Raw genomic sequence first — 22,773 nt, 5'->3', positions numbered from 1 at the left:
TCCGCGTTGGGAATGCTTGTGCACTCATGCCTGGAATTGTCCTGCAAAGCTGTAACGCGTGCCAGGGTAAATCAGGCGGGCCACGCTGGCCACATGGGCGCCACTGACGGTACGGCGCATCATGGCCAAACAGGGCTCGGCGCGCTTGATGCCCAGCTCTTTCGCCTCGTGCGCTGTCGGCAGGCAAGCCTCTATGGAATAACTGGCTTCGGTCAGCGGCGCATGCAGCAGCAAGTGGTGGGTGGGCGTTGTGCGCGTGAAGTCGGTTTCCAGAAAATCCGGTGCGGCCGCCGGGTTGACGTAACGGTCTTCATACTGGATGGGTACGCCATTTTCCAGATGCACCAGCAAGGTGTGAAAAACACGCGCGCCAGTGCGCAAGCCCAGCGTTTTAGCCAGGTCGGCGCTGGCTTTCTCGGCCTCCACCTTCAAGACCCGCGTGGTGTGCACATGGCCGCGCTCGGCCACCTCTTCGTGAATGTCGCGAATCGTCAGCCGGGAAGAAATGCGGTGCAGCTCGGCCACCCGTGTGCCGGAGCCCTGCACCCGCGTCACCATGCCCTCGGCGGCCAGCTCGCGCAGCGCGCGGTTGACCGTCATGCGGCTGATACCGAACTGCGCCATCAGCGCCGCCTCGCTGGGCACCGGATCCCCCGGCTTCCAGGTGCCGGCACTGATGCGTGTCTTGATAAAGGCCTTGACCTGCTCATAGGCAGGCAATACAACTTTTGCCATGTCCGTAGATTACCCCAGTTGACACAAGTTGTATAGACAACTACGATTTGCCGGAATAAATAATTTTCGATGTTTCGCCATCGCCGGAGTTGTGCCATGTCAGATCTTTCGCAAACCCCCTTCCTCCAGAGCAAAGCCAGGCCGGTACGCGCACCGCGCGGCAACACCCTCACCTGCGCCAACTGGCAAATCGAAGCGGCCTACCGCATGATTCAAAACAACCTCGATCCAGAGGTTGCAGAAAACCCCGATGAACTGGTGGTGTACGGCGGCATCGGCAAGGCGGCGCGCAACTGGCCGGCGTTTGACGCCATCCTGGATTCGCTGCGCAAACTCAAGGCCGACGAAACCCTTCTGGTGCAGTCAGGCAAACCGGTCGGCGTATTTCGTACCCACTCCGGCGCTCCCCGCGTGCTGATTGCCAACTCCAATCTGGTGCCCAAGTGGGCCACCTGGGAACACTTCAACGAGCTCGACCGCGCCGGGCTGATGATGTACGGCCAGATGACAGCTGGTAGCTGGATTTACATTGGCACACAAGGCATTGTCCAAGGGACGTACGAAACCTTTGTCGAAGCGGGCCGCCAACACTTCAAGGGAGATTTGGCCGGCCGCTGGGTACTGACAGCCGGCCTGGGCGGCATGGGCGGTGCCCAGCCGCTGGCCGCCACCTTTGCCGGTGCCTGTTCGCTCAATATTGAATGCCAGCAGTCGCGCATCGACTTCCGCCTGCGCACCAAATACGTGGACAAGCAGGCCAAGGACCTCGACGAAGCGCTGGAAATGATCAAGCACCACACCAGCCGCAAGGAGGCTGTATCGATTGCCCTGTGCGGCAACGCGGCCGAAATCGTGCCCGAGCTGGCACGCCGCGCCGCAGCCGGCGGCATGCGCCCCGACCTGGTGACCGACCAGACCTCTGCACACGACATCATCAACGGCTACCTGCCTGCGGGCTGGAGCGTGGCGCAATGGCAAGCCGCGCAAAAAGACCCGGCGCAACACGCGGCACTCACGAAGGCAGCAGGCGAATCCTGCGCGGTGCATGTCAAAGCCATGCTTGAGTTTCACGCCATGGGCATTCCCACGGTGGACTACGGCAACAACCTGCGCCAGGTCGCCAAAGACTTCGGCGTGGCCAACGCGTTTGACTACCCCGGCTTTGTACCGGCCTACATTCGCCCGCTGTTCTGCCGCGGCGTCGGCCCGTTCCGCTGGGTGGCGCTCTCCGGCGACCCGGAGGACATTCGCAAGACCGATGCGAAGATGAAAGAGCTCTTCCCCGACAACAAGCATTTGCACCGCTGGCTAGACATGGCCGAAGAGCGCATCAGCTACCAGGGCCTGCCGGCCCGCATCTGCTGGATAGGCCTGGGCGAGCGCCACCTGGCAGGCCTGGCTTTCAACGAGATGGTGAAAAGCGGCGAGCTCAAAGCCCCCATCGTGATCGGCCGCGACCACCTCGACAGCGGTTCGGTGGCCTCCCCCAACCGCGAAACCGAAGCCATGAAGGATGGCAGCGACGCCGTGAGCGACTGGCCCTTGCTCAACGCCCTGCTCAACACCGCCAGCGGCGCCACCTGGGTCAGCCTGCACCATGGCGGCGGCGTCGGCATGGGGTATTCACAGCATTCGGGCGTGGTCATTGTTTGCGACGGAACGCCCGAGGCAGCGGAACGCATTGAACGCGTACTGTTCAACGACCCGGCCACCGGCGTGATGCGCCACGCCGATGCCGGCTACGACATTGCCAAAACCAGCGCCCGTGAGAACGGTTTGAACCTGCCCATGATTGGCTGAACACCCCCACCGTTCAGGCTGAGCCTGTCGAAGCCTGTTCCGAGCTTGCCTGCGCCCCTTCGACAAGCTCAGGACGAACGGAGATAAGAAAAACACGATGTCCAACAAAGAACTTCTCATTCCCGGCGAACTATCCATCGCCCAACTACGCCGTCTCTGCGGCGCAGAGCCTGTACCGGTAACGCTGGACGCAGCCTGCCGCGCAGGCGTGCGCGCCAGCGCCGCACTGGTGCACAAGGCCGCCAATGGTGGCGCGGCGGTGTACGGCGTCAATACCGGTTTCGGCAAGCTTGCCAATACGCGCATTGCCAAGGAAGACCTGGCCATTCTGCAACTCAAGCTGCTGCGCTCGCACGCGGTGGGTGTCGGCGAGCCGCTGCCCAACCGCGTGGTGCATTTGATTCTTCTGCTCAAGGCGGCCAGCCTGGCGCGCGGCTATTCGGGCGTGCGCGAGGAGGTGATTGATGCGCTGCTTGCCCTGCACAACCACGGCATTTGCCCCGTCATTCCGTGCCAGGGCTCGGTGGGCGCTTCGGGCGACCTGGCGCCGCTGGCGCATTTGTGCCTGCCGCTGGTTGGCGAAGGCGAAGTTTTCTACAACGGCCAGCGCCTGCCGGCAGCCACCGCGCTCAAGCAAGCCGGCCTGCAAGCCCTGCAGCTCTCGGCCAAGGAAGGCCTGGCGCTGATCAACGGCACGCAGGTCTCCACAGCACTGGCACTGGACGCGCTGTTTGCCACCGACAGGTTGTTTGAAGCGGCCGTGATCTCGGGCGCACTGACGCTGGACGCCGCGCGCGGCAGCGACGGCCCGTTTGATCCACGCATTCATGCAGTGCGCGGCCAGCCGGGGCAGATCGACTGCGCCGCCGCTTACCGTGCGGTGACGGCCGGCAGCGAAATCCGCCAGTCGCACCTGGAAAACGACGACCGCGTGCAGGACCCGTATTGCCTGCGCTGCCAGCCGCAAGTCATGGGCGCCTGCCTGGACCAGATGCGCTACGCCGCCCGAGTGTTGGTGATTGAGGCGAATGCCGTGACGGACAACCCTCTGGTGTTTGCCGACGAAGGTAGCTTGCTCTCAGGTGGTAACTTTCACGCCGAACCTGTCGCGCTGGTTTGCGATGCACTGGCCGTGGTCATTGCCGAAATTGGTGCCATCACCGAGCGCCGCATCGCCATGCTGGTCGACACCGTGGTTTCGCGCCTGCCGCCCTTTCTCACACCCGATGCGGGTCTCAATTCGGGTTTCATGATCGTGCACGTCACCGCCGCTGCACTCGCTTCGGAGAACAAATCGATGGCGCACCCGGCCAGCGTGGACAGCCTGCCAACTTCAGCCAACCAGGAAGACCACGTGAGCATGGCCACCTTTGCCGCGCGCCGCCTGCAGCCCATGCTGCGCAACACCGCACACATCGTCGGCATCGAGCTGCTGGCCGCGGCGCAGGGCATTGAGTTTTTGCGCCCGCTCAAAAGCTCGGCGCCGCTCGAACGCGTGTTGCGGTTGATTCGCGTGGTTTCACCCGCCATGATGGAAGACCGCAGCCTGGCCCGCGACATGGAAGCGGTGCACCATCTGGTGGCAAGCGGCGACATTGCGGCGGCATTGGATGCCCAACTCCCGGAATTACATGCCCTGCGGCTGGCATGAACACTGCATGCAAAGTTTGATCACCCGTCCCATCACAAGTTAACCCTAGGAGCCCACCATGAAGAAGCTACTGACTCTCTCGCTCGTCGCCTTTGCCTGCGCCACCGCGCAAGCGCAAGTGCAGGAAACCAAAATCACGCTGGGCATGTCAGGCTGGACGGGTTTTGCCCCGCTGACCCTGGCCAAGGAAGCCGGCATCTTCAAGAAAAACGGTCTTGATGTGACGATCAAGAAAATTCCGCAGAAAGACCGCCACCTCGCAATTGCCTCGGGTGACGTGCAATGCGCCGCCACCACTGTGGAGACCTGGATTGTCTGGAATGCCAATGGTGTGGCCACCACGCAAATTTTCCAGCTCGACAAAAGCTACGGCGCCGACGGCATGGTGGTCAAACCCAACATCACCAAAATCAGCGACCTCAAAGGCAAAACCGTTGCCGCCAGCGCCCCCGGCACCGCACCCTGGTTCACCCTGGCCTGGATGCTCAAGAAGAACGGCCTGAGCCCGAAAGACGTGAAGATCGTCAACCTGGAGCCGCAAGCTGCGGCCAACGCGATGATTGCCGGCACCGACGGCATCGACGCCGCCATGACTTACGAGCCCTACCTCGGTGCAGTGCGCGCAAAACCTGAAGCCGGCAAGATCATCGCCACCACGCTGGACTACCCGATGATCATGGACACGGTAGGCTGCACACCCAAATTCCTGACGGACAACCCCAAAGCCGCCAAAGCCCTGGCCGACAGCTATTTCGATGCGCTGGAAATGATCCAGAAAGATCCGCAAAAGAGTTTTGAAATCATGGGCGCTGACGTCAAGCAGCCAGCCGACAAGTTCGAGGCCAGCCAGAAGTACCTGCGCTGGCAAGACCGTGCAGCCAACCAGAAGTTCTTTGCCGGCGAGCATGCCGCTTTCAGCAAGGAAGCTGCAGAGTTGCTGCTGGAAGCTGGCGTCATCAAGGCCCTGCCCGACATGAGCAAGCTGGCTGACACACGCTTCTTGAAATAACCAGTTTGTCATTGCGGGCTTGACCCGCAATGACAAGCCAAACCTGTAAACCCATGCGCCCTCTCCAACCCGTCGCCCCCGGCGCCCGCATCGCGCTGGGCATTTCCTTCTTCGTGCTCTTTTTTGCGGTGTGGGCCTTCGCCACCTTTGGCGGCTATGTGTCCAAAACCTTTTTGGCCGACCCGGTGACCATGGTGCGCTCGGGTTACGACCTGCTCGTCAACCAGGGTTTCATGAAGGACATCGGCATGACGGTGTGGCGCGTGCTTGGTGGCTTTTTGATTGCCGCCGTGCTGGCCGTGCCACTGGGCGTGCTGATGGGCGCCTACAAGCCCATCGAGGCGTTCTTCGAACCCTTTGTGAGCTTTGCGCGCTACCTGCCTGCCTCGGCTTTTATTCCGCTGCTGATTCTCTGGGCCGGCATTGGCGAAGCGCAGAAGCTGGCCGTTATTTTTATCGGCTCGTTTTTCCAGCTGGTGCTGATGATGGCGGTGAGCGTGGGCAACACCCGGCGCGATCTGGTTGAAGCGGCCTACACACTGGGCGCGGGTGACCGCGGCATTGTCACGCGTGTGCTGCTGCCAAGCAGCGCACCCGAGATTGCCGAGACGCTGCGCATGGTGCTGGGCTGGGCCTGGACCTATGTGATCGTGGCGGAACTGATAGGCGCGTCCAGCGGCATTGGCCACATGATCACCGACAGCCAGGCGCTGCTGGCGACCGACCAGATCATCTTCGGCATCATCGTGATCGGCGTGATTGGCCTGGTGACCGACTTTGCTTTTAAAGCCCTCAACAAAAAGCTCTTTCCATGGGCGAGGCTGTAAGCCCTTATGAATATTCTTGAAATCTCCCAGGTCTCCAAAACCTTCGCCGGCGCCAACGGCGGCACGGTTGCCTTGCAGGCTACCGACCTCAGCGTGGCCGAGAACGACTTCATCACCATCCTCGGTCCCTCGGGCTGCGGCAAAAGCACGCTGCTGCGCATGGTGGCCGGGCTGGACACGCCGACCACTGGCAGCATCACGCTCGACGGCCGGGCCGTCAGCGGCCCCGGTGCTGACCGCGGCATGGTGTTCCAGAGCTACACGCTGTTCCCCTGGCTCACCGTGCTGCAAAACGTCTGCTTCGGCCTGCGCGAAAAAGGCCTGCCGCTGGAAGAGCAGCATGCGATTGCGCGGCAGTTCATCGGCAAGGTCGGGCTCAAGGGTTTTGAGAACCACTTCCCCAAGCAGCTTTCAGGTGGCATGCAGCAGCGCACCGCGCTGGCCAGGGCTCTGGCGAACAATCCGCGCATTCTGCTGATGGACGAGCCCTTCGGCGCGCTGGACCACCAGACCCGCGAGCTGATGCAGGAGCTATTGCAGGGCATTTGGGAGGCCGAGCGCAAGACGGTGCTGTTTGTCACCCACGACATCGACGAAGCCATCTTCATGGGCAACCGCGTGGTGGTCATGAGTGCGCGCCCCGGCCGCATCAAGTGCGACCTGCCGGTGGCTATCGAACACCCCCGCCACTACTCGGTCAAAACCACGCCGGTGTTTGTGGACCTCAAAGCCAGGTTGACTGAAGAAATCCGCGTTGAAGTGCAGCGGGCCGCCGGGCTGATGGCTGAGGCCGCTTAAGCCGTTTAAGCCCCAATCGCCATAAATTTCAAGCCAAATCAGCCCCTAGCCCTTTAAATACGGGCGCCAATAGCTACTCTTTTAATAGCAAAATCCGCCGCTCAATACAGCGTGGCGCGCTGGCGGGCTGGCAGCTCCTGGTCGTACTTCTCACCGTCAATGCTTGAGGCGGTAAGTGCCTGAAGAATGGCGCCCGGGCTGGGCACCTGGGCCCGCGCGTCAGCCGCTGGCGCATTCCACAAACCCGAGCGCTGAATGGCCCGGGCGCACTGGAAGAACACGGTGTCAATCTTCACCACAAGCACGCACCTGGGCAGCTGCCCCTGCATCTCAAAGCGCGCCAGCATGTCTGGCGCAGTGGTAATGCCGGCGCGCCCATTCACCCGCAGGGTTTCGCCTACACCGGGAATCAGGAAGATCAGCGCAACCCTGGGGTCGCTCAGGATGTTGTGCAGGCTGTCTACCCGGTTGTTGCCGCGGCGCTCTGGCACCAGCAGCGTTGTTTCGTCTTCAACCTGCACAAAACCTGGCGGGTCGCCGCGCGGCGAGGCGTCCAGCCCATCCGGCCCCACAGTGGCCAGCACGGCAAACGGCGAGGCTTCGATCAAGGCGCGGTAATGCGGGTGCAGGAAGGGGACCTCCTTCTTGATGGAAGCCTCCCCTACTTTCCCAAAAAGCGATGCAAGCTGGTCAGCGGTGGTGATGGCATGGGGATCTGCGGCTGGGGCACTGGTCATGGGGGACTCCATTTTTAGCTTTGAATTATCTGCGGACAAACTTGCCGCCCAATAAATCACCAGCGGCCATGAGGCCAGCCAGCGTGAGGCACCCCCCGGCTATAGGTGTATAAACAAAGCCCCCTGGCTGCGCCGCGCCATTGAGCATGCACGCAGCCCCTCTCACAGAACAGCAGGCGCCATGGAGCGCGGCAATACCAGGAAATCTCAACATGGGCGCGCAGTGGAAAGCAAAAGGCAAGGAACTGGCAGCCAATGCCAAGGGCAAGCTGTTTGGAAGGCTGGCCAAGGACATCATGATCGCGGCGCGCAGCGGCGCAGACCCGGCGTCCAACGCTCGGCTACGGCTGGTGGTCGAGCAAGCCCGCAAGGTCTCCATGCCCAAAGACACGCTGGAACGCGCCATCAAGAAAGGCGCCGGCCTGACGGGCGACACGGTTCACTACGAACACGTTATTTACGAAGGCTTTGCGCCGCACCGCGTGCCGGTCATGGTCGAGTGCCTGACAGACAACCTCAATCGCACTGCACCCGAAATGCGTGTCTTGTTCCGCAAGGGGCAGCTGGGCACCTCCGGCTCCGTGTCATGGGACTTTGACCACGTTGGCATGATCGAGGCCGAACCCACAGTAGCCGGTGCCGACCCGGAGCTGGCCGCCATTGAGGCCGGCGCACAGGACTTTGAGCCTGGCGACGAAGACGGCACCACCATGTTTTTGACCGATGCAACAGACCTCGACATCGTCAGCCGCGCGCTGCCGGCCCAGGGCTTTACCGTGCTTTCGGCCAAGCTGGGCTACAAGGCCAAAAACCCGATTGACCCTGCCAGCCTGAGCGCCGCGGAGCTGGAAGAGGTGGAAGCTTTTCTGGCCGCCATTGACGGCAACGACGATGTGCAGAACGTGTTTGCAGGCCTCGGAGGCTGAGGCCTTTTAATCAAGCACCCATGCGCCGCCCGGGCAATGGTCCCGGCCCGGGCGGATCATGGAAAATGGCTGCAGACTGCACCACCCAACCAAAGTACCCATGACCGAAACCACCGAACGCCCTCCTCTGCCCGATCGCCTGTCGATTGATCCGCGCAGCCCGCACCACATTGCCGCCGTGTTTGAACACCCCATCGGCATCCGCCTCAATGACAAGGAACGCAACGATGTGGAGGAATACTGCATCAGCGAGCGCTGGGTCAAAGTGCCCGCCGGCAAAACGCTGGACCGCAAAGGCCAGCCGCTGATGATCAAGCTGAAGGGCAAGGTCGAAGCGTTTTACAAATAGGCTCCGGCGCAGCGCGTGCCAACAAATTATTCACAAGAATCGCCCTGTAGCCCTTTGCTGACGGTCGCATTCAGCTATTAATTCAATAGCACTCCGATGGACTTGTGTGAGTCAATGCGCAGGGTTGAGCTGGGGATGAGTCTCTTCGCCCCAGTGGTAAAGCACGGCACCGGACAGCAACATCGCCACCGCAACGAACCAGAAAGCGCTTTCGATGCGGCCGCCCAAGGCCGCGGCCGCCCCCAGGCCCAGGGCACCGATGCCGTAACCCAGGTCGCGCCAGAAGCGGTAAATGCCAATCGCAGAAGCACGCCAGCTGGGGTGGGCAATGTCGGCCACCGCCGCGCTGAGGTTGGGGTACAGCATGGCCATGCCCAGGCCGGCAATTGCGGCGGAGGCACTCCACCATGCTGAACCCTGGCCCAGCGGCAGCAGCGCAACGCCAGCGCCGCACAGCCACATGCCCCAAGCGTTCAGGTGATGCCGCCCCACGCGGTCAGACAACCTGCCGGTGACAAGCTGGGCGCCACCCCAGGTGAAACCGTAAACACCAACGATCCAGCCGATGCCGGGCAAGCTGACGCCCTGCTGGTGCAGATAGAGCGGCCAGAACGCCCAGACCAACGCGTCAACAAACTTCTCGACCATGCCTGCCTGGCACAGCGCTGCCATGCGGCGGTCTCGCCAGCTCATGAGGGCAAATATTTCCCGGGTCGATGGCCGCGCACTGACGCCCGCCGGGTAACGCGGCTGAAAAGCTTGCGCCAAAGGTGCTGCCGCGTGGCTTTTAACTTCTGCCTGGGCCCAGGGCAGCGTCTCCTTCACGCCCAGCCAGGCCAGCAGCGTAGCCAGGCCGATGACGGCCGCACCAAACCACAGCAAACCCTCGCGCGGGCCTAGCAGCGAGGCCGCATAACCCGTGACCACACCGGCAATGGCCACACCCACATAACCGGCGAACTCATTGAGCCCGATGACCAGCCCGCGCTGGTCGGCGCGGGTGATGTCGAGCTTGGCCGTCTGTGTCATTGACCAGGTCAGGCCCTGGTTGATACCCAGCAGGATGGTTGCCAGCACAATCCAGCTCCAGGACGTTGCGAAGTAAACGATCAGCGGAATGGGCAGCGCCACTAGCCAGCCCACCAGCAGAACATGCCGGCGGCCCAGGCGTTCTGCCAGGCGGCCGGCGACGAAGTTCATTGCGCCCTTGACAAAACCGAAGGCCACAACAAAAGCCACCAGCAGCATGAAAGAGCCGCGCGGCACGCCAAACTCGGTCTCAGCCAGCGCCGGAACAACGTTGCGCATCATCCCGATGGTCATGCCCACGAACAGCACCTGCAGCAACTGCTGCAGCACCTGACCAAGGTTACTGCGAATACCGTAGTTCATCTGTGCTCAGGCAAGCGCCGGCTCCGGGGCCGTTCCATGAAGGTTGGCGTCCATGATGCGGGCCATGTCCTGGGGCTGCTGCGGAATGTCTGCCGTGACAGCGGCAACAAAGGCTTCGCGTGACATCGACAGCACGGGGTTGAAGCGTTTCTCGAAACCGATGGTCGATGCGGGCTTGCCGGACAAGCCGGCGCCACAAGCACTGCCGGCCTGGTGACCGGGGTAGATCTCAAGATCGGCTGGCAAGGTCAGCAGCTTGGCATGCAGGCTGTCGTGCAACTGGCCCGCCATCTCCTGCTCGCGGCCTGCGAGGTCGGGGCGGCCGACGGCGCCCACGAACAAGGTGTCGCCGCTGATGACGAACCAGGGCTCGTCGCCCCGGCGCAGGTCGCGCACCAGCAGGCAGATGCTGTCTGGCGTGTGCCCCGGCGTGTGCAGCACATCGACCACTACGTTGCCCGCCTCCAGGCGCTGGCCATCCGTCAGCGGCGCGAACCCGAAAGTAACCCGGCCCTTGTTGCTCTCGTGCAGGTAATACGGCGCACCGGCCCGCTGTGCCAATGCCGGACCGCCCGAGTAGTGGTCGGCATGCACATGGGTGTCAATGACATGGGCAATGCTGACGCCCGCTTTCTCAGCTTCGGCCATGAACCAGTCTTCGTCGCCGACAACAACGTCAACGGCCACCGCCTGTGCATGACCCGCGCAGCCGAAGAAGTACGAAAGGGTGGCGCTCTCCGCCGCTCGCTGTTTGAAGAACATGTTTGTCTCCTGAATCAGAACACCAGGGCTTTGTCAGCCCAGGCCGTCCATTGGGTGAGTTCATCCATGGTGCTTCGGTGCGCGCCAGGAACAAGGTCGTCGGTACCGATACCGCGTGCGTCCATGCAAGTGCCGCAAACACCAATGACGCCACCGTGGCTCACCACCGCGCCGAGCATGACTTCAAGGTTGTAAAAACCGGTCGGCACCTTCTGGAGCCGGTGCGCAGCCGACGCGGCGTCACCAATGAGGTACATACGAACCTCATTGCCTGCCTGTTTGGCCAGTGCACCGGCCAGGCGCGAGCCGTTGTAAGTACGCTCGCTACCGTAGGGTGCATCGTTCAGGATGAGCAGTGTCTTCATGGTGATGCCTCAGCTTGACTGTTCAATGGGCAAGCCGCTGGCGCGCCATTCCGCCACGCCGTCGGTCAGGTGAAATGCGCTGTAACCCTTCTTGCGCAACAGCTCGACCGCGTCCCTGGCCATCAGGCAGAACGGGCCGCGGCAATAGGCAACGACGGGCACGTCTTTCGGAAGCTCCTTCAGCCGCTTGCGGAGCTCGTCCATGGGCAGTGAGCGGGCATGTGGCAAATGGGCGGTGGCGAACTCCTCTTCCGGCCGCACGTCCAGAACCAGCACCTCACCGGCCTTTGCTTTCTTCAGGATGGCAGCGCGATCAATGCCCTCCAGTTCATCGCCGTGGTCGACGATGGAGGCCAGCGCAATCTGCAGCTCGACGAGCCGCTCCTCCGCCTCGGACCGCAGGTTCACCCAGAGGTCGGCCACGCTGTTGCTGGCCAGACGGTACAGGACGTATTTTCCCTCCTTGCGCGTCTCGGCGAGTCGCGCAAGGCGCAGCTGCTTCAGGTGGGCGCTCGCGAGCTTGACGCTGATCTCAGACTGCGCCGCGAGCACTTCAACGGTCTTCTCGCCCTGGCAAAGTAGCTCGATCAGCTCCAGGCGCTTGGGGCTGGCCACGGCCTTGCCGATGCGGGCAACCTGCTCGTACAAATGGTCTTTGATTTGTCTCATGCTAATATTCTAACGTTTTTTAGAATGTTGGCAATTAGATATCCCAAAACACCCTGTTCACCATGCGAGCCGAACCATGACCCACCCGATTTACCTGGACCATAACGCCACGACACCCGTCGCGCCGGAAGTAGCACAAGCCATCCTTCCCTTCCTCTATGAGTCGTTCGGCAATCCATCGTCATCGCACGCCTATGGCCAGGAGGCCGCCAGGGCGCTTGCACACGCACGCGGGCAGGTCGCGCGGTTGATCGGCGCAGAAGACGATGAAATACTCTTCACCGCCAACGCAACCGAGGCAAACAACATGGCCCTGCTGGGCGTAGCGTCGGCCATGGAAAACACTTCCAGGCGGCACATGGTTGTCAGCGCCATCGAACACCCTGCGGTCATGCAGCCCGCCCTGCAGCTGCGTGAGCGAGGGTGGGAGGTATCCATCGTTCCCGTGGACACGGCGGGCCGTGTTGTGGTGTCTTCGCTGGCGGAAGTTCTGCGCCCGGATACCGCGCTGATTTCGATCATGCATGCGAACAACGAAGTAGGAACCATTCAGCCCATCGCGGAGATCGGTCGCCTCGCCCGGGCTCGCGGAATCCTGTTGCATACCGACGCAGCACAATCCATCGGAAAGATCGATGTCAACGTCCAAGCGCTCGGTGTCGATCTTCTGAGCATCGCAGGACATAAAGCCTACGCCCCAAAGGGAATTGGCGCGTTGTACGTGCGTCGAAACACGCCGCTGCGAAGCGTTCTCTTTGGCGGCGAGCAGGAACGGGGTCTTCGCCCAGGCACAGAAAACGTTGCTTTTTCTGTGGGATTGGGTGCCGCTGCGGAATTGGCGCAAAACCGGCTTTCGCAATCCGGGCCCGCGATGCGCCGACACCGCGACGCCTTGCATGCGTATCTGTCCACCCAGATCCCTGGTCTGGTATTCAATGGGCACCCTGACGAACGCCTTCCCAACACGCTCAATGTTTCGTTTCCAGGGGTCGAAGGGGCCACCCTCCTGGCCTCGGTGCCGGAGGTGGCAGCCTCGACCGGTTCTGCCTGTCATTCAGGACGACGCGAAGTAAGCGGTGTGCTGGCCGCCATGAGCAAAAGCTACGAGGAGGCATCTGGAGCCGTGCGGCTGTCTGTGGGCCGTGGAACCACAGATGAAGAAGTCACGCGAGCGGCGCAGGGTCTCATTCAAGCATGGCATCAACTGGTGGCCACCTGAAAACCCTCAGCTCGTCGCGAGAGGGGCTTCAGAGCCAACGCCGTACCCGCGCTTGGTAGGCGGCATAGTCGGCACCGAAAAGCGATGAAAGCACGCGTTCCTCCGGTCCGATCTGGAAGCGGTTCATGTACAGCACGAAAACAACCAGGTAGACCAAGGCTGGCGGGCTCGACAGGAATGCAGCCCACCCCAAAAGCGTCAGCAGCAGGCCGATGTACATAGGGTTGCGTGTGAAGCGATAGACACCGTTCGTGACCAGCGACGAGGTTGCGCCTGGCGTGAACGGATTGACGGTTGTTCCCGCTCGCCGAAACAGAAGGATGCCGGCCATGCTGATGCTCTGGCCGACAGCCACAAGCACCAGCGCTGCGCCCAGCCGCAATCCGAACGGCATTGACCATGGCTCGAAAAGCAGGGAGGTGAGCCACATGAGAAGCGCCAGGCCCAGCCCCAGCACGGGTGGGGGAATTTTGAGTTCAAGTGTTTTCATGGCAGCTGGCCCACGGCGTTGACCTTGGGGTCGCCAAGCTGCGTCGTGGCGCTATGCGGAGTCTCGACAGCGCCGGCATGCGCCTGGTGCAGCCTGCCGGTCAGCGCCCACAGCCCGTCCTGATAACCGGGATGCTCGGTGCCGCACCAGCGGTCCCACCAGACGAAATACAGGCCATAGTTGGAATTCGCGTAGGCGTGGTGCATTTCGTGATGCAGCGTGGTGGTCAGCCAGCGCCCCCACCAACCCGCCAGCCAGGCCCGTGGTGCCAGCTCGACGCCGGCATGGCCAGCCACATTGCGCACGACCATGTGCGCCACCCACAAGAAAGCCACCGTCTGGTGCACCGGCATGGCCACAAGAAACAAGGGAAGAAAAATCGCCTGCACCAGGGCTTCAGCGGGCGCGAAGGAGTAGGCCGTCCAGGGCGTGGGAGCGAGCGACTGGTGGTGCGTGCGGTGCGCCCACCGGAACACCCCGCGGTGATGCATGAGCCGGTGCGTCCAGTAAAACCAGGCATCCTGCGCCACCACCATGACGAAGAAACTGGAAACCAGCCAAAGCCAGCCGTATTCATCTGCAGAGGCATAGATCTTCAGGCATCCCGCCTGGTACCCCAGGAACACGCTGGCGCCAACCAGGGAAAAAATGACAACGGTCAGCATGGAATGGCTGAATTCGCGCAACTGCTGCCCGCTGGCAATCTGGCGGATACGAACCGTGCGGCGAACCCGCCAGGCAGCGGGCGCCCAGGCCAAAGCCACGGCAAACCCACCCGCAACAATCAGGTAACGCAAAAGGTCTGCCAGCCAGATGGTTGGCCAGGCCGCAGCCGCGACGGCCCAATAGTCCTGGAAGTTGGTCATGGTGGTCTCCTTGGTGCTAAAAGGAGGCTGAATTTAGGAAAAATGCGGCAGGGTGTCTGCCCGATTCCGGTGAATGCTGGCCGTTTCATTGAAAAGGCCAGCAATTACAGGTTTTGGCTAGATAGGCCGCCCTCCTTGTGACATCCTCTGGACGCAATGAACCTGATTGAACCCTTGCTGCGCGGCGCAGGCATCGCCATGGTGGTCCTCCTGCTCCTTGTGATCGCGGCGCGTGGAGGTTGGCGCCTGCGCGCCGATTTGCTAGTAATGTTGTCTTGCGTGGCCGCCTACCTGGCCTGCTCTTCTCCCGCCTTGCGGTGCAGCGCTGAGCCCGGTGCATTGCCCCTGGTGCTGGCGGCGCTGGCATTCCCCTTCGTGTTTTGGCGGCTGGCCTCCGTGGTGCTGGAGGACGACCGGCATATCCCCTGGCAGGCCTGGACAGGTGCCGCGGTGTTGATCACCTGCGGCCTGCTGGCCGTGTTGGACTACCTGCCCGTGCCGCCGCATTGGCGGCCGGTGTTCGGCGGCCTGAGCAAGCTGATGGCGATTGGTTTTCTGGGTTCGGCCGGCGTCAGGGCCTGGCGCAGCCGCGAGGGCGACCTGATCGACGCGCGCCGCCGCCTGCGTTGGGTGGTGGTTGGCGCGCTCGGTTTCTACAGCCTGGCCGTGATCATGGTCGAGATCTACCTCCAGCGCGCGGCCCCTCCCCCGTGGCTGGATCTGTTGAACATCTCACTGATTGACCTGACCTTGCTGGCCAACGCGGTACTCCTGCTGGACATGAGGCCCCAGGCGCAGGAAGCGTTGTTCAAACCAGCCACGGTCTCCGGCAAGGCAGCCGAAGCCGAGCCCTTGTCAACGGCCACGGTGGATGCCGACGCGATGTTGGTTGAACGCCTTGCTATCTTGATGCGTGACCAGCACCTCTACCGCGACCCCGAACTTTCAGTAAGAAGTCTGGCCTCTGCCCTGGAGGTGCCGGAATACGTGTTGCGGCGGCTGATCCTTGCACGCCTCGGGCACCGCCACTTCGCAACCTTCGTCAACGACTACCGGCTGCGGGAAGTTACCGCACGCATGGCGGACCCGGCATTGAATCGCCGGCCCATCCTGACCCTGGCACTGGAGGCCGGGTTTGGATCCATTGGGCCTTTCAACCGGTTCTTCCGGGAGCGCCATGGCATGACGCCTTCCGAGTTTCGTGAGCGGTGCATGGCAACCCCGGCAAACTTGCCCTTGCCCTCCACAAGATGAGGCCTGGATTCAGGCCCCGTGCGGGTCAATGATCACCGGGCCAGATGCGCGCCCGTGTGTGCAGGGCCCTTCAACTCAACCGTATTGCCGTCCGGGTCTGAGATGTAGAGCGACAAGCCCTCTCCCTCGGCCCCAAAGTTCACGACAGCAGGCCCGTGGGTGGGTATGTTGTGCGCGGCAAGGTGTGCCGTCAGGGCGGCTTCATTAAAAGGCTCGACCCGAAGGCACAGATGATCAACATTGCGGCCCTCCTTCGCCGGACCGGCGCCACCCCGCAGCCCGAGCTTGCCGTCGAGCGCGATGAGATCAATCATGGAAGTACCGGCTGAAAGATGAACGAGACCGAGCTCATCTCGCCTTCTGGCGACTTTGCAACCCAGCACATCGCAGTAAAAGGCTCTGGCGCTTTCAAGGCTCGCGACACGAAGCACGATGTGGTCGATGTGCTGGATGGTGAAGCTGTGTGTCGGCGCGGACGCCATGCCTGACTCCAGGTACGTTTTTTTATGCCCGCGAGTATCCTCCGTTACATGCCGTGCAGCAAGTGGTGAGCTTCATGCGGCCTCGTTAACCGCGGTGCCTTCAAAGCACATCGGCAACTGTGCGCGTCCTCTATTCGAAGGATGCGTCAGGCATGGTTTCTTTGTACTCTGTCACGATTGTCTATCGAAAATATGTAGTTATCGATAGTTGGCCGCATAAGTAGTATTTCCGCTATCGGCCAAGAGCGGACATCTCGTAAAAAGCGCGAGGCAGACAATCCAACTGTACGTCCAGACAAGAGTCAAGGAGGAGGCGAATGTCGGAGAAGAGACTATTTCGTGTGCTAAGTCTAGATGGCGGTGGCGCCAAGGGGTTCTATACGCTCGGTATCCTGCGAGAGATTGAAGCGCTCATTCAGTGTCCAATCCACGAGCGGTTTGATCTCATCTTTGGTACGAGTACCGGTTCGATCATCGCCTCGATGTTGGCACTGGGGAAGAGCGTTCAAGAGGTTTGCGCGCTCTACGAGGAGCACGTCCCCACCGTCATGAAGCACAAAGACGCGAACGGGCGCTCTGGAGCTCTCGCCGAACTGTCGGAGACTCTCTTCAAGAACGCGATGTTCACGGACGTGAAGACCAATGTCGGTTTGGTTACGACAAAGTGGATGCTTGAGCAGCCAATGATCTTCAAGGGGAACATTGCCCAGGCGCACGGCCGACATGGCTCGTTCGTTCCTGGCTTTGGGGTGAAGGTGGGCGATGCAGTCCAGGCGTCATGCGCCGCTTACCCGTACTTCAATCGGAAGACGGTGGTCACGTCGAACGGTGACAATATCGAGCTTATTGACGGGGGCTTCTGCGCCAACAACCCAACGCTCTACGCGATCGCGGAAGCGACGGTCTCGATGCAGGTGCCGTTGGACGACATTCGCGTGGTAAGCCTGGGCTGTGGCACCTACCCGCCCAAGCCCCTGAGCAAGCTCACTTTTGATTACTGGAAGCAGCGGACGCCCGGTGTACAGCTTCTGCAGAAGACGCTCGAGATCAACGTGCAGTCGATGGAGCAGCTTCGAAAAATTCTGTACAAGCACATCCAGACTGTCCGTATCAGTGACTCATTTTCCGAGCCGGCGATGGCGACGGATCTGTTCGAGCATGATCTTAAGAAGCTCAACATCCTCACGCAACGCGGCGTGCATTCGTACGCTGAGCACGAGGAAACACTCAAGGCTTTTCTTTGCTGAGGGGAAATCGATGGCAATTCCAGAATCACAGCTTAAGACGTGGTCCGCGCAAGGTTCGATTACGCAATCTGCGGCCACCTACGACACGATCAAGGCGGTACTGGATGAGAGCTTGTCTCCGTACTACGTAAAGGACTTTTCGCTTTTCCTCCAAGGCTCGTACGGCAACGACACGAACGTCTGGAAGGACAGTGATGTCGACATCATCATTCGCCTGAACCAGACCTTCTACTCGGACTTGTCGCAGTTGGAACAGGGTGCGAAGAGCAGTTTCGGAACCAAGTACCCGGACGTGCAATATGGGGTCCATGAGTTTCGCGCAGAGGTAATCGATTGGCTCACAAGGCATTTCGGCACCGATGTAAAACCGGGAAAGAAGGCGATCTTCATCAAAGGCAATAGCGGGCGTCGTGAGGCTGACGTTCTTGTGTGTGCGAAGTTGCGCCGTTACCGAAAGGGAAGTACGGGAACTGATAACCAGTACGACGAGGGGATTTGTTTTTTTCTGCCTGACAACACTCGGGTCATCAATTTTCCAGAACAGCACCGGGACAACTGTACTTCGAAACATCAGAATTCGAACGAGTGGTTCAAGAAGATGGTCCGCGTTTACAAGAACATGCGGAATCGCATGGTCGAAGACGGCTACCTGGCAGACGGTGTGGCACCCTCGTATTTCATCGAAGGAATGCTGTGGAACGTTCCGGACAGCAAGTTCGGGACCAGCTTTGAAGATTCGTTCGTCAACAGCTTCAATTGGGTGAACAACTCTGACAAGACGCGGCTCGCGTGTGCGAACGATCTCTACTGGCTGATCCGGGAAGGCGAGGGAAACTGCTGGAAGTCGGCCGACTTCGAAACGTACATGGGGGCAGTAAAGAAATACTGGAGCGTGTGGAACACTTGAGTCACAAACACCCGTCACCTGAAAAGGTGATGTCTGCCTTGGGTCCGAAGAGGATTGTGACCGTGCCGGCTTCACATGTCCGTCTTTGCAATCGTCATCAGCAAGCAGGCGGCACCGCAGCTAGGCCCGCCGGATGCCAACCACCCGTCTTCATGCACTCGGTGACCTCGGCCCGATAGGCCGAAGGTTCGGGTGCATGCTGGGCTCGGCCGGCATGGCGGTGACTATTGCACCAAGCACAAGCCGCGACAACGTTCTCAGGGGTATCGGGGCCGCCCTTGGCCTGAGGCTTGAGGTGCTCGGCCGTACAGCGAAGGTGCTTGGCAAGCCGGATGGGTATGCCTAATTCTTTGGCTAGCTGCCTACCGCCTCGCTCCCAGATGCGGAGCCGGCAATAGAAGCACTGGCAGTTTTGAGCTAAGAAGGCTTCGCGTCGAAGCTGGATGAGACGTTTATGCCTTTTGACATTCATAGGGAATTCCACTTGGGTTAACAAGCAAATTCCCGGTGACGCATCACGCTCCAGTCGGGCACCGACGGTCATCCGTATCGGCGATGCCTAGGCTTAGCCTAGGACGGTCAGGGGCTGCATATCCTGAACGGAGGTAGTCTACAAAATTCAGCGTCCTCCGTCTATCCCCGCAACTGTCTCCTGGCCCACTTTCCGAGGTAGATCAAGTAGGCACCAGTGGCCAATATGATCGCCACTACTGTCCAATCTCCGATTGTCTCTGGCGTCAGCATGCGCATCCACCAAGGGAGCGCGCTCATCACATCAGGACCCTCTAGCCCATGCCGGCCAAAGATGCGCTCGACTCGCCGACCGAGGCGTCCCACGCGTAGCCCTAGGACCGCCATAGCGCTCCCCAAGCCAAGCAAGGCTTGACCAAGAGCAGTAAAGATCCATGGATGGTTCAGCAATCCAACCAACAGCCGTTCGTGCATGCGCACCCCCTTGCGTCAATGGTGCCACAGCATCCATGTCCTTAGAGCCTCCTCCAATTAGGGGAGGCATTGGGCATTGCAAAAATGCGTGTGTGAGGCTAGCGATTGCTTCGACCAGGTCCACCGCTGATACGATGACGGCTATCGGCCAGAAGCCGACGTTCCGTACTGCGTTCCGAAAAGGCATCTGAAGAACGATTGCCGGGTTTGAGCTTCAACTTTGCGCCCGTAACTTTTCTGAGAAGAAACAAGCCGAATGGAAGTTTTTAACAAGTCGTCCGAAGCTATTAAAGAAGCCCTCCGCGCGGCAGCATCTTGGTCGAGCAACAGGGAGGCCAAAAGCCGCTATCCATCTCTTCATCGAGAGCAGGCCATGAGGGCCTCGTACTTCACGGAGATAGCGAAAGTCATCCGAGACTTCGGGCTATCCAACGCTTTTGAGAAGACAGCATTGAGCCTAGAGCCTCCTCACCCGGTACCACCATCGAGAATCAACTCGGAACTATCCAAGCTAGCTGGCCTACGTGGACAAGGGCTCGACGCCGCCAAAACGAAGCTCTCACTTCTCTCGCTTCGGATGTTGTCGGCCTACTCGCCCCACTCAGATGCCGCTGCCGCCGCGTGGCGCAACCCTGCTCCGCTCTACGCACTTGACCCTCAGTATGGTTTTGGCTTTTTCATCCGCCAGGATGGAACGTTTGGCAACCACTGCTTCGCAATCGACTTTTGGCAGTCTAGGCTCAACTCTATGCCACTTGACCTGAGAACCAATCTATGGACAAAAAGGCCCGACAACATGCTCTCTGGCGGGGTACTTTCGGCGAGACATGTATTCAACGGGCTCCTGCCTCCTGCTCGCAGCGACTGGGAGAGAAGCATCGCACCCGAGATTCTTGTTCGCTCTCAATCGCACCTTGAAGAGATTGTTTCCGAACTCACAGAGGCGTCGAAGAAAGTGCCCAACCTCGAACTATGGTTTCGAGGTCAATCAAGAGACTATCAAACTCCAAATCGTGACGGCCTCCTAAAGCTCGGCTTGACACCCTATTCCAACGTTCCCGAATCTGACTTCACACCGTCGCTGTATCGTCGGTACGACGAGCATCTTGAAACAATCACCAGTTATGACGAATTGCTTCTTGAGTTGTCCGAATGGGTTGACGCCGCACAGGCCCTTTTGCCGGAAACCAATCACTTGCACAGCAACTTCTCTGAGCGAAATCACCACGCACTCCCCGACGTTGGGCTGACGACGTTTCAACGCGGATTGCTGCTTCAGCAGTACGGGGCGCCGTCCGCATACCTGGACATAACTAGCGCCCATCTGACCGCCGCTTGGTTCGCAACTAACAAGTGCGCACAAATGAAAGACGGCGAGTGGATTTTCTCGAGTCCCAAGTGGACCGGAGAGAACCCTGCTGAATGGCCGACCATCTTCGTATTTCCATTGGTCGAGGGAGCTCACCCATTTCTGCGGCTTAGCTCAATACTGCCGCCCGACCTTGCATTACGTCCTCAACGGCAGTCCTGCGGGCTCCTGGGCGGTGCGGGAAATTTGGCGCGCAACTATTGCGCCCGCTATTTGGGATTAAAGCTACGACTGTCACCCGAATTTGCCCTCAAAGACCCTGACCAAAAGAGATTTCTGGTTCCGTCAGCATCGGAAGACCCTGTGCTTGCAGCTTTGCAGAATGCAGGATTCTCAAGTGTAGGTCGCCGGTATCCTGCGACCTACGTTGCACATTAAGGCGAGGAAACGTCCAAAGAAGGCGTCAAAACAAAACTTCTTCTCACGCTTGCCGACCAGCTAGTGACGATAAGTCGTTCGGAGCATGCATTTTGGCCGCAATGTACTTTCTCGGGTGATTTTTCGGCGCCAGTCTCGACCTCATGGGAAATCTCGCCTCTTCGACGTTGGCATAAGACCTTTGGTGTCGGGCAGCTTGGCTACAAGCTAGATGATTACGGTCCGATGTATGGGCATTGACTGCTGCCGGCAGCGTAGGGCTCAGCTTTGGAACGGGCCGTACAGCCGCTTTGGGCCCATAGCGGAATCTCACTCGACCGAAGTTAGTTTCCGGAAAGCGGTCAATTGTTGAGCAAATGAAACTGCCGTCGGTGCCTTTTCGACACAACATACAGTGGCGAACGCTGCGTGTGCTGTACCGTCTTGCATGAGCATTTATCGCTATATAAAATTACATGCATGAACGCATTCGATCGTCTTGCAGAGCGGCAGCCGTTGCTAGATGGCCCGGTGCGGCAGCACTACGTATCAAAGTTCTATTTGAAGGGTTTCGCCGAGAACCGGCGCGTGGCTGTGTATGACCGAGTCAACAACGCCATCGATTCCTTGACGCCAAAGAAAACCGCAACCCTTGAGCATCCATACACCTTCTTTGATCACAGCGATCGGCAGCGATTCGAACTCGAAGCCTTGTTCGAAATCGTGGAGAGTCGCGCCGGAACTGCATTGAAATCTGCTGTCTGTAGATCGCCTCTTAGTTTCGAGGATCGCGAGTACCTTGCATTGTTCGTTGCAATGCATGCGATTCGAACTCCGGCGGCCCTTGAGGAGTCCCGTATCGTTCGCGAAAAGGCCGAGCATGCGAAGTTGAAGCTCACGGTGTCGAGCGAGGCCGCAGCGTACAAACTGCTCAAGGAGTCAAAGCCTGCCGACACAGGCGAGGCAGAGCTGCGCAGGCTAGCGGCGAAGTTGTTTGAAATGGTCAGCGGTAACCACTTTCGCATCAATGTTCCGAACGAAACGGCGCGCGCTACTGCGCTCAAGACATGGGACACCGTGGCCCGGACGCTATTCGAAAGAGACTGGATTGTTGTACACGCGCCCGGTGGTTCCGAATACATAACCTCAGATTCCCCGGTCGTTTTGTCACCCTTACCCGATACGGAACATCTGCCGCTTGGCTACGGGTCGCTTCACACTCACGTTCTCTTTCCCCTATCACGCACTGCGGCGCTGGTCATGAATGGGGACGAGTGCCGCATGCGCCATGTCGATGTACGACCAGAGCAAGTCAAGCGTTTCAATGCCGCAGTTGCTGCTGACTGCTATCGCTACGTGTTCGGCAGCAGTGCTGATCGGCTGCACGAGACAACCTCACCGCTTAACTTGACGGGAACACGTTGGTCGCCCCGTGTAGATGTCGGTATTGGAGTCCCATCTGGCGGAAAAGTATCTGCCGTGTTCATCAAGGGCTTGGGCAAGCGGCCCAATGTACCGGTCTAGTTTCTTCGTTGACGCGGAGCTAGCCACACCTTCAGAGTCTGCCCGTACTCAGCCATTGGTCGACGTCCGCTACTGGCCGTTTTCGGCCGAAAG

General features: G+C 60.0%; 23 protein-coding genes. 13 read left to right on the top strand and 10 right to left on the bottom strand.

Going from position 1 to position 22,773, the window contains the following annotated elements:
- Positions 1-24: 24 nt before the first annotated feature.
- Complete coding sequence (gene hutC, locus B0B52_RS09645) at positions 25-735, bottom strand: histidine utilization repressor (RefSeq protein ID WP_077593415.1); 711 nt, start codon at positions 733-735, stop codon at positions 25-27.
- 96 nt (positions 736-831) lie between these two features.
- On the opposite strand from hutC, the gene hutU reads away from it, so the two are divergent.
- The 5 genes from hutU (at position 832) to B0B52_RS09620 (ending at position 6,820) form a co-directional block, all read left to right on the top strand.
- The gene (gene hutU, locus B0B52_RS09640) at positions 832-2,535 is read left to right on the top strand and encodes a urocanate hydratase (RefSeq protein WP_077593414.1); all 1,704 of its coding nucleotides are present in this window, start codon (positions 832-834) and stop codon (positions 2,533-2,535) included.
- A gap of 97 nt (positions 2,536-2,632) precedes the next feature.
- The gene (gene hutH / locus B0B52_RS09635) at positions 2,633-4,186 is read left to right on the top strand and encodes a histidine ammonia-lyase (RefSeq protein WP_077593413.1); all 1,554 of its coding nucleotides are present in this window, start codon (positions 2,633-2,635) and stop codon (positions 4,184-4,186) included.
- A gap of 58 nt (positions 4,187-4,244) precedes the next feature.
- A complete protein-coding gene (locus B0B52_RS09630) occupies positions 4,245-5,195 on the top strand; it encodes an ABC transporter substrate-binding protein (protein ID WP_077593412.1) in 951 nt (316 codons plus the stop codon).
- Positions 5,196-5,248: 53 nt separating this feature from the next.
- Positions 5,249-6,022: an ABC transporter permease gene (locus B0B52_RS09625; protein ID WP_077593570.1), complete on the top strand. Its 774-nt coding sequence runs from the start codon at positions 5,249-5,251 to the stop codon at positions 6,020-6,022.
- 6 nt (positions 6,023-6,028) lie between these two features.
- Entirely contained in the window at positions 6,029-6,820 is a 792-nt protein-coding gene (locus tag B0B52_RS09620) for an ABC transporter ATP-binding protein (protein WP_077593411.1), read from the top strand.
- 101 nt (positions 6,821-6,921) lie between these two features.
- On the opposite strand, the gene B0B52_RS09615 is transcribed toward B0B52_RS09620, so the two are convergent.
- Complete coding sequence (locus tag B0B52_RS09615) at positions 6,922-7,557, bottom strand: pyridoxamine 5'-phosphate oxidase family protein (RefSeq protein ID WP_077593410.1); 636 nt, start codon at positions 7,555-7,557, stop codon at positions 6,922-6,924.
- A 212-nt stretch (positions 7,558-7,769) separates the two neighbouring features.
- On the opposite strand from B0B52_RS09615, the gene B0B52_RS09610 reads away from it, so the two are divergent.
- A complete protein-coding gene (locus B0B52_RS09610; protein ID WP_077593409.1) occupies positions 7,770-8,483 on the top strand; it encodes a YebC/PmpR family DNA-binding transcriptional regulator in 714 nt (237 codons plus the stop codon).
- 100 nt (positions 8,484-8,583) lie between these two features.
- Entirely contained in the window at positions 8,584-8,832 is a 249-nt protein-coding gene (locus B0B52_RS09605) for a DUF3297 family protein (RefSeq protein WP_077593408.1), read from the top strand.
- 111 nt (positions 8,833-8,943) lie between these two features.
- On the opposite strand, the gene B0B52_RS09600 is transcribed toward B0B52_RS09605, so the two are convergent.
- The 4 genes from B0B52_RS09600 to B0B52_RS09585 are packed head-to-tail and all read right to left on the bottom strand — an operon-like array spanning position 8,944 to position 12,020.
- Complete coding sequence (locus tag B0B52_RS09600; protein WP_077593407.1) at positions 8,944-10,224, bottom strand: MFS transporter; 1,281 nt, start codon at positions 10,222-10,224, stop codon at positions 8,944-8,946.
- Between the two features lie 6 nt (positions 10,225-10,230).
- Positions 10,231-10,986 (bottom strand): MBL fold metallo-hydrolase, encoded by a 756-nt coding sequence (locus B0B52_RS09595; protein WP_077593406.1) that lies wholly within the window; start codon positions 10,984-10,986, stop codon positions 10,231-10,233.
- A gap of 14 nt (positions 10,987-11,000) precedes the next feature.
- Positions 11,001-11,351 (bottom strand): DsrE/DsrF/TusD sulfur relay family protein, encoded by a 351-nt coding sequence (locus tag B0B52_RS09590; protein ID WP_077593405.1) that lies wholly within the window; start codon positions 11,349-11,351, stop codon positions 11,001-11,003.
- Positions 11,352-11,360: 9 nt separating this feature from the next.
- Positions 11,361-12,020, bottom strand: coding sequence for a metalloregulator ArsR/SmtB family transcription factor (locus B0B52_RS09585; RefSeq protein WP_077593404.1), 660 nt, complete (start codon positions 12,018-12,020; stop codon positions 11,361-11,363).
- A gap of 76 nt (positions 12,021-12,096) precedes the next feature.
- Between B0B52_RS09585 and B0B52_RS09580 the strand changes: the two genes are divergently transcribed.
- Positions 12,097-13,239 carry a cysteine desulfurase family protein gene (locus B0B52_RS09580; protein WP_077593403.1) on the top strand — a complete coding sequence of 381 codons (1,143 nt, stop codon included), beginning with the start codon at positions 12,097-12,099 and terminating at the stop codon, positions 13,237-13,239.
- A 28-nt stretch (positions 13,240-13,267) separates the two neighbouring features.
- Here the strand turns inward: B0B52_RS09580 and B0B52_RS09575 are convergent, their stop codons facing one another.
- Positions 13,268-13,729: an isoprenylcysteine carboxylmethyltransferase family protein gene (locus B0B52_RS09575; RefSeq protein ID WP_077593402.1), complete on the bottom strand. Its 462-nt coding sequence runs from the start codon at positions 13,727-13,729 to the stop codon at positions 13,268-13,270.
- A complete protein-coding gene (locus B0B52_RS09570) occupies positions 13,726-14,595 on the bottom strand; it encodes a sterol desaturase family protein (RefSeq protein WP_077593401.1) in 870 nt (289 codons plus the stop codon). The genes B0B52_RS09575 and B0B52_RS09570 overlap by 4 nt, the downstream gene beginning before the upstream one ends.
- A 156-nt stretch (positions 14,596-14,751) precedes the next feature.
- Here B0B52_RS09570 and B0B52_RS09565 point away from each other — a divergent pair, with 156 nt between their 5' ends.
- Positions 14,752-15,849 carry a helix-turn-helix transcriptional regulator gene (locus B0B52_RS09565; protein ID WP_077593400.1) on the top strand — a complete coding sequence of 366 codons (1,098 nt, stop codon included), beginning with the start codon at positions 14,752-14,754 and terminating at the stop codon, positions 15,847-15,849.
- A 32-nt stretch (positions 15,850-15,881) separates the two neighbouring features.
- On the opposite strand, the gene B0B52_RS09560 is transcribed toward B0B52_RS09565, so the two are convergent.
- Positions 15,882-16,331, bottom strand: coding sequence for a VOC family protein (locus tag B0B52_RS09560; RefSeq protein ID WP_077593399.1), 450 nt, complete (start codon positions 16,329-16,331; stop codon positions 15,882-15,884).
- A 317-nt stretch (positions 16,332-16,648) separates the two neighbouring features.
- Here B0B52_RS09560 and B0B52_RS09555 point away from each other — a divergent pair, with 317 nt between their 5' ends.
- Together B0B52_RS09555 and B0B52_RS09550 are read left to right on the top strand one after the other, a co-directional pair.
- The gene (locus tag B0B52_RS09555; protein ID WP_077593398.1) at positions 16,649-17,578 is read left to right on the top strand and encodes a patatin-like phospholipase family protein; all 930 of its coding nucleotides are present in this window, start codon (positions 16,649-16,651) and stop codon (positions 17,576-17,578) included.
- Positions 17,579-17,588: 10 nt separating this feature from the next.
- A complete protein-coding gene (locus B0B52_RS09550) occupies positions 17,589-18,485 on the top strand; it encodes a nucleotidyltransferase (RefSeq protein WP_077593397.1) in 897 nt (298 codons plus the stop codon).
- 97 nt (positions 18,486-18,582) lie between these two features.
- Here B0B52_RS09550 and B0B52_RS22835 read toward each other — a convergent pair whose 3' ends face one another.
- Positions 18,583-18,957 carry an HNH endonuclease gene (locus B0B52_RS22835; protein ID WP_168173518.1) on the bottom strand — a complete coding sequence of 125 codons (375 nt, stop codon included), beginning with the start codon at positions 18,955-18,957 and terminating at the stop codon, positions 18,583-18,585.
- 729 nt (positions 18,958-19,686) lie between these two features.
- On the opposite strand from B0B52_RS22835, the gene B0B52_RS09535 reads away from it, so the two are divergent.
- Together B0B52_RS09535 and B0B52_RS09530 are read left to right on the top strand one after the other, a co-directional pair.
- Positions 19,687-21,177 (top strand): FRG domain-containing protein, encoded by a 1,491-nt coding sequence (locus B0B52_RS09535; RefSeq protein WP_077593394.1) that lies wholly within the window; start codon positions 19,687-19,689, stop codon positions 21,175-21,177.
- Positions 21,178-21,636: 459 nt separating this feature from the next.
- Positions 21,637-22,680 (top strand): DUF4238 domain-containing protein, encoded by a 1,044-nt coding sequence (locus tag B0B52_RS09530; RefSeq protein ID WP_077593393.1) that lies wholly within the window; start codon positions 21,637-21,639, stop codon positions 22,678-22,680.
- The last annotated feature ends 93 nt before the right edge of the window (positions 22,681-22,773 follow it).

This window comes from Polaromonas sp. A23 (assembly GCF_002001015.1).
Classification (GTDB): domain Bacteria; phylum Pseudomonadota; class Gammaproteobacteria; order Burkholderiales; family Burkholderiaceae_C; genus Polaromonas.
Note: the sequence above shows the minus strand (reverse complement) of the source record. Positions and strands in the feature narration are given on the sequence as shown.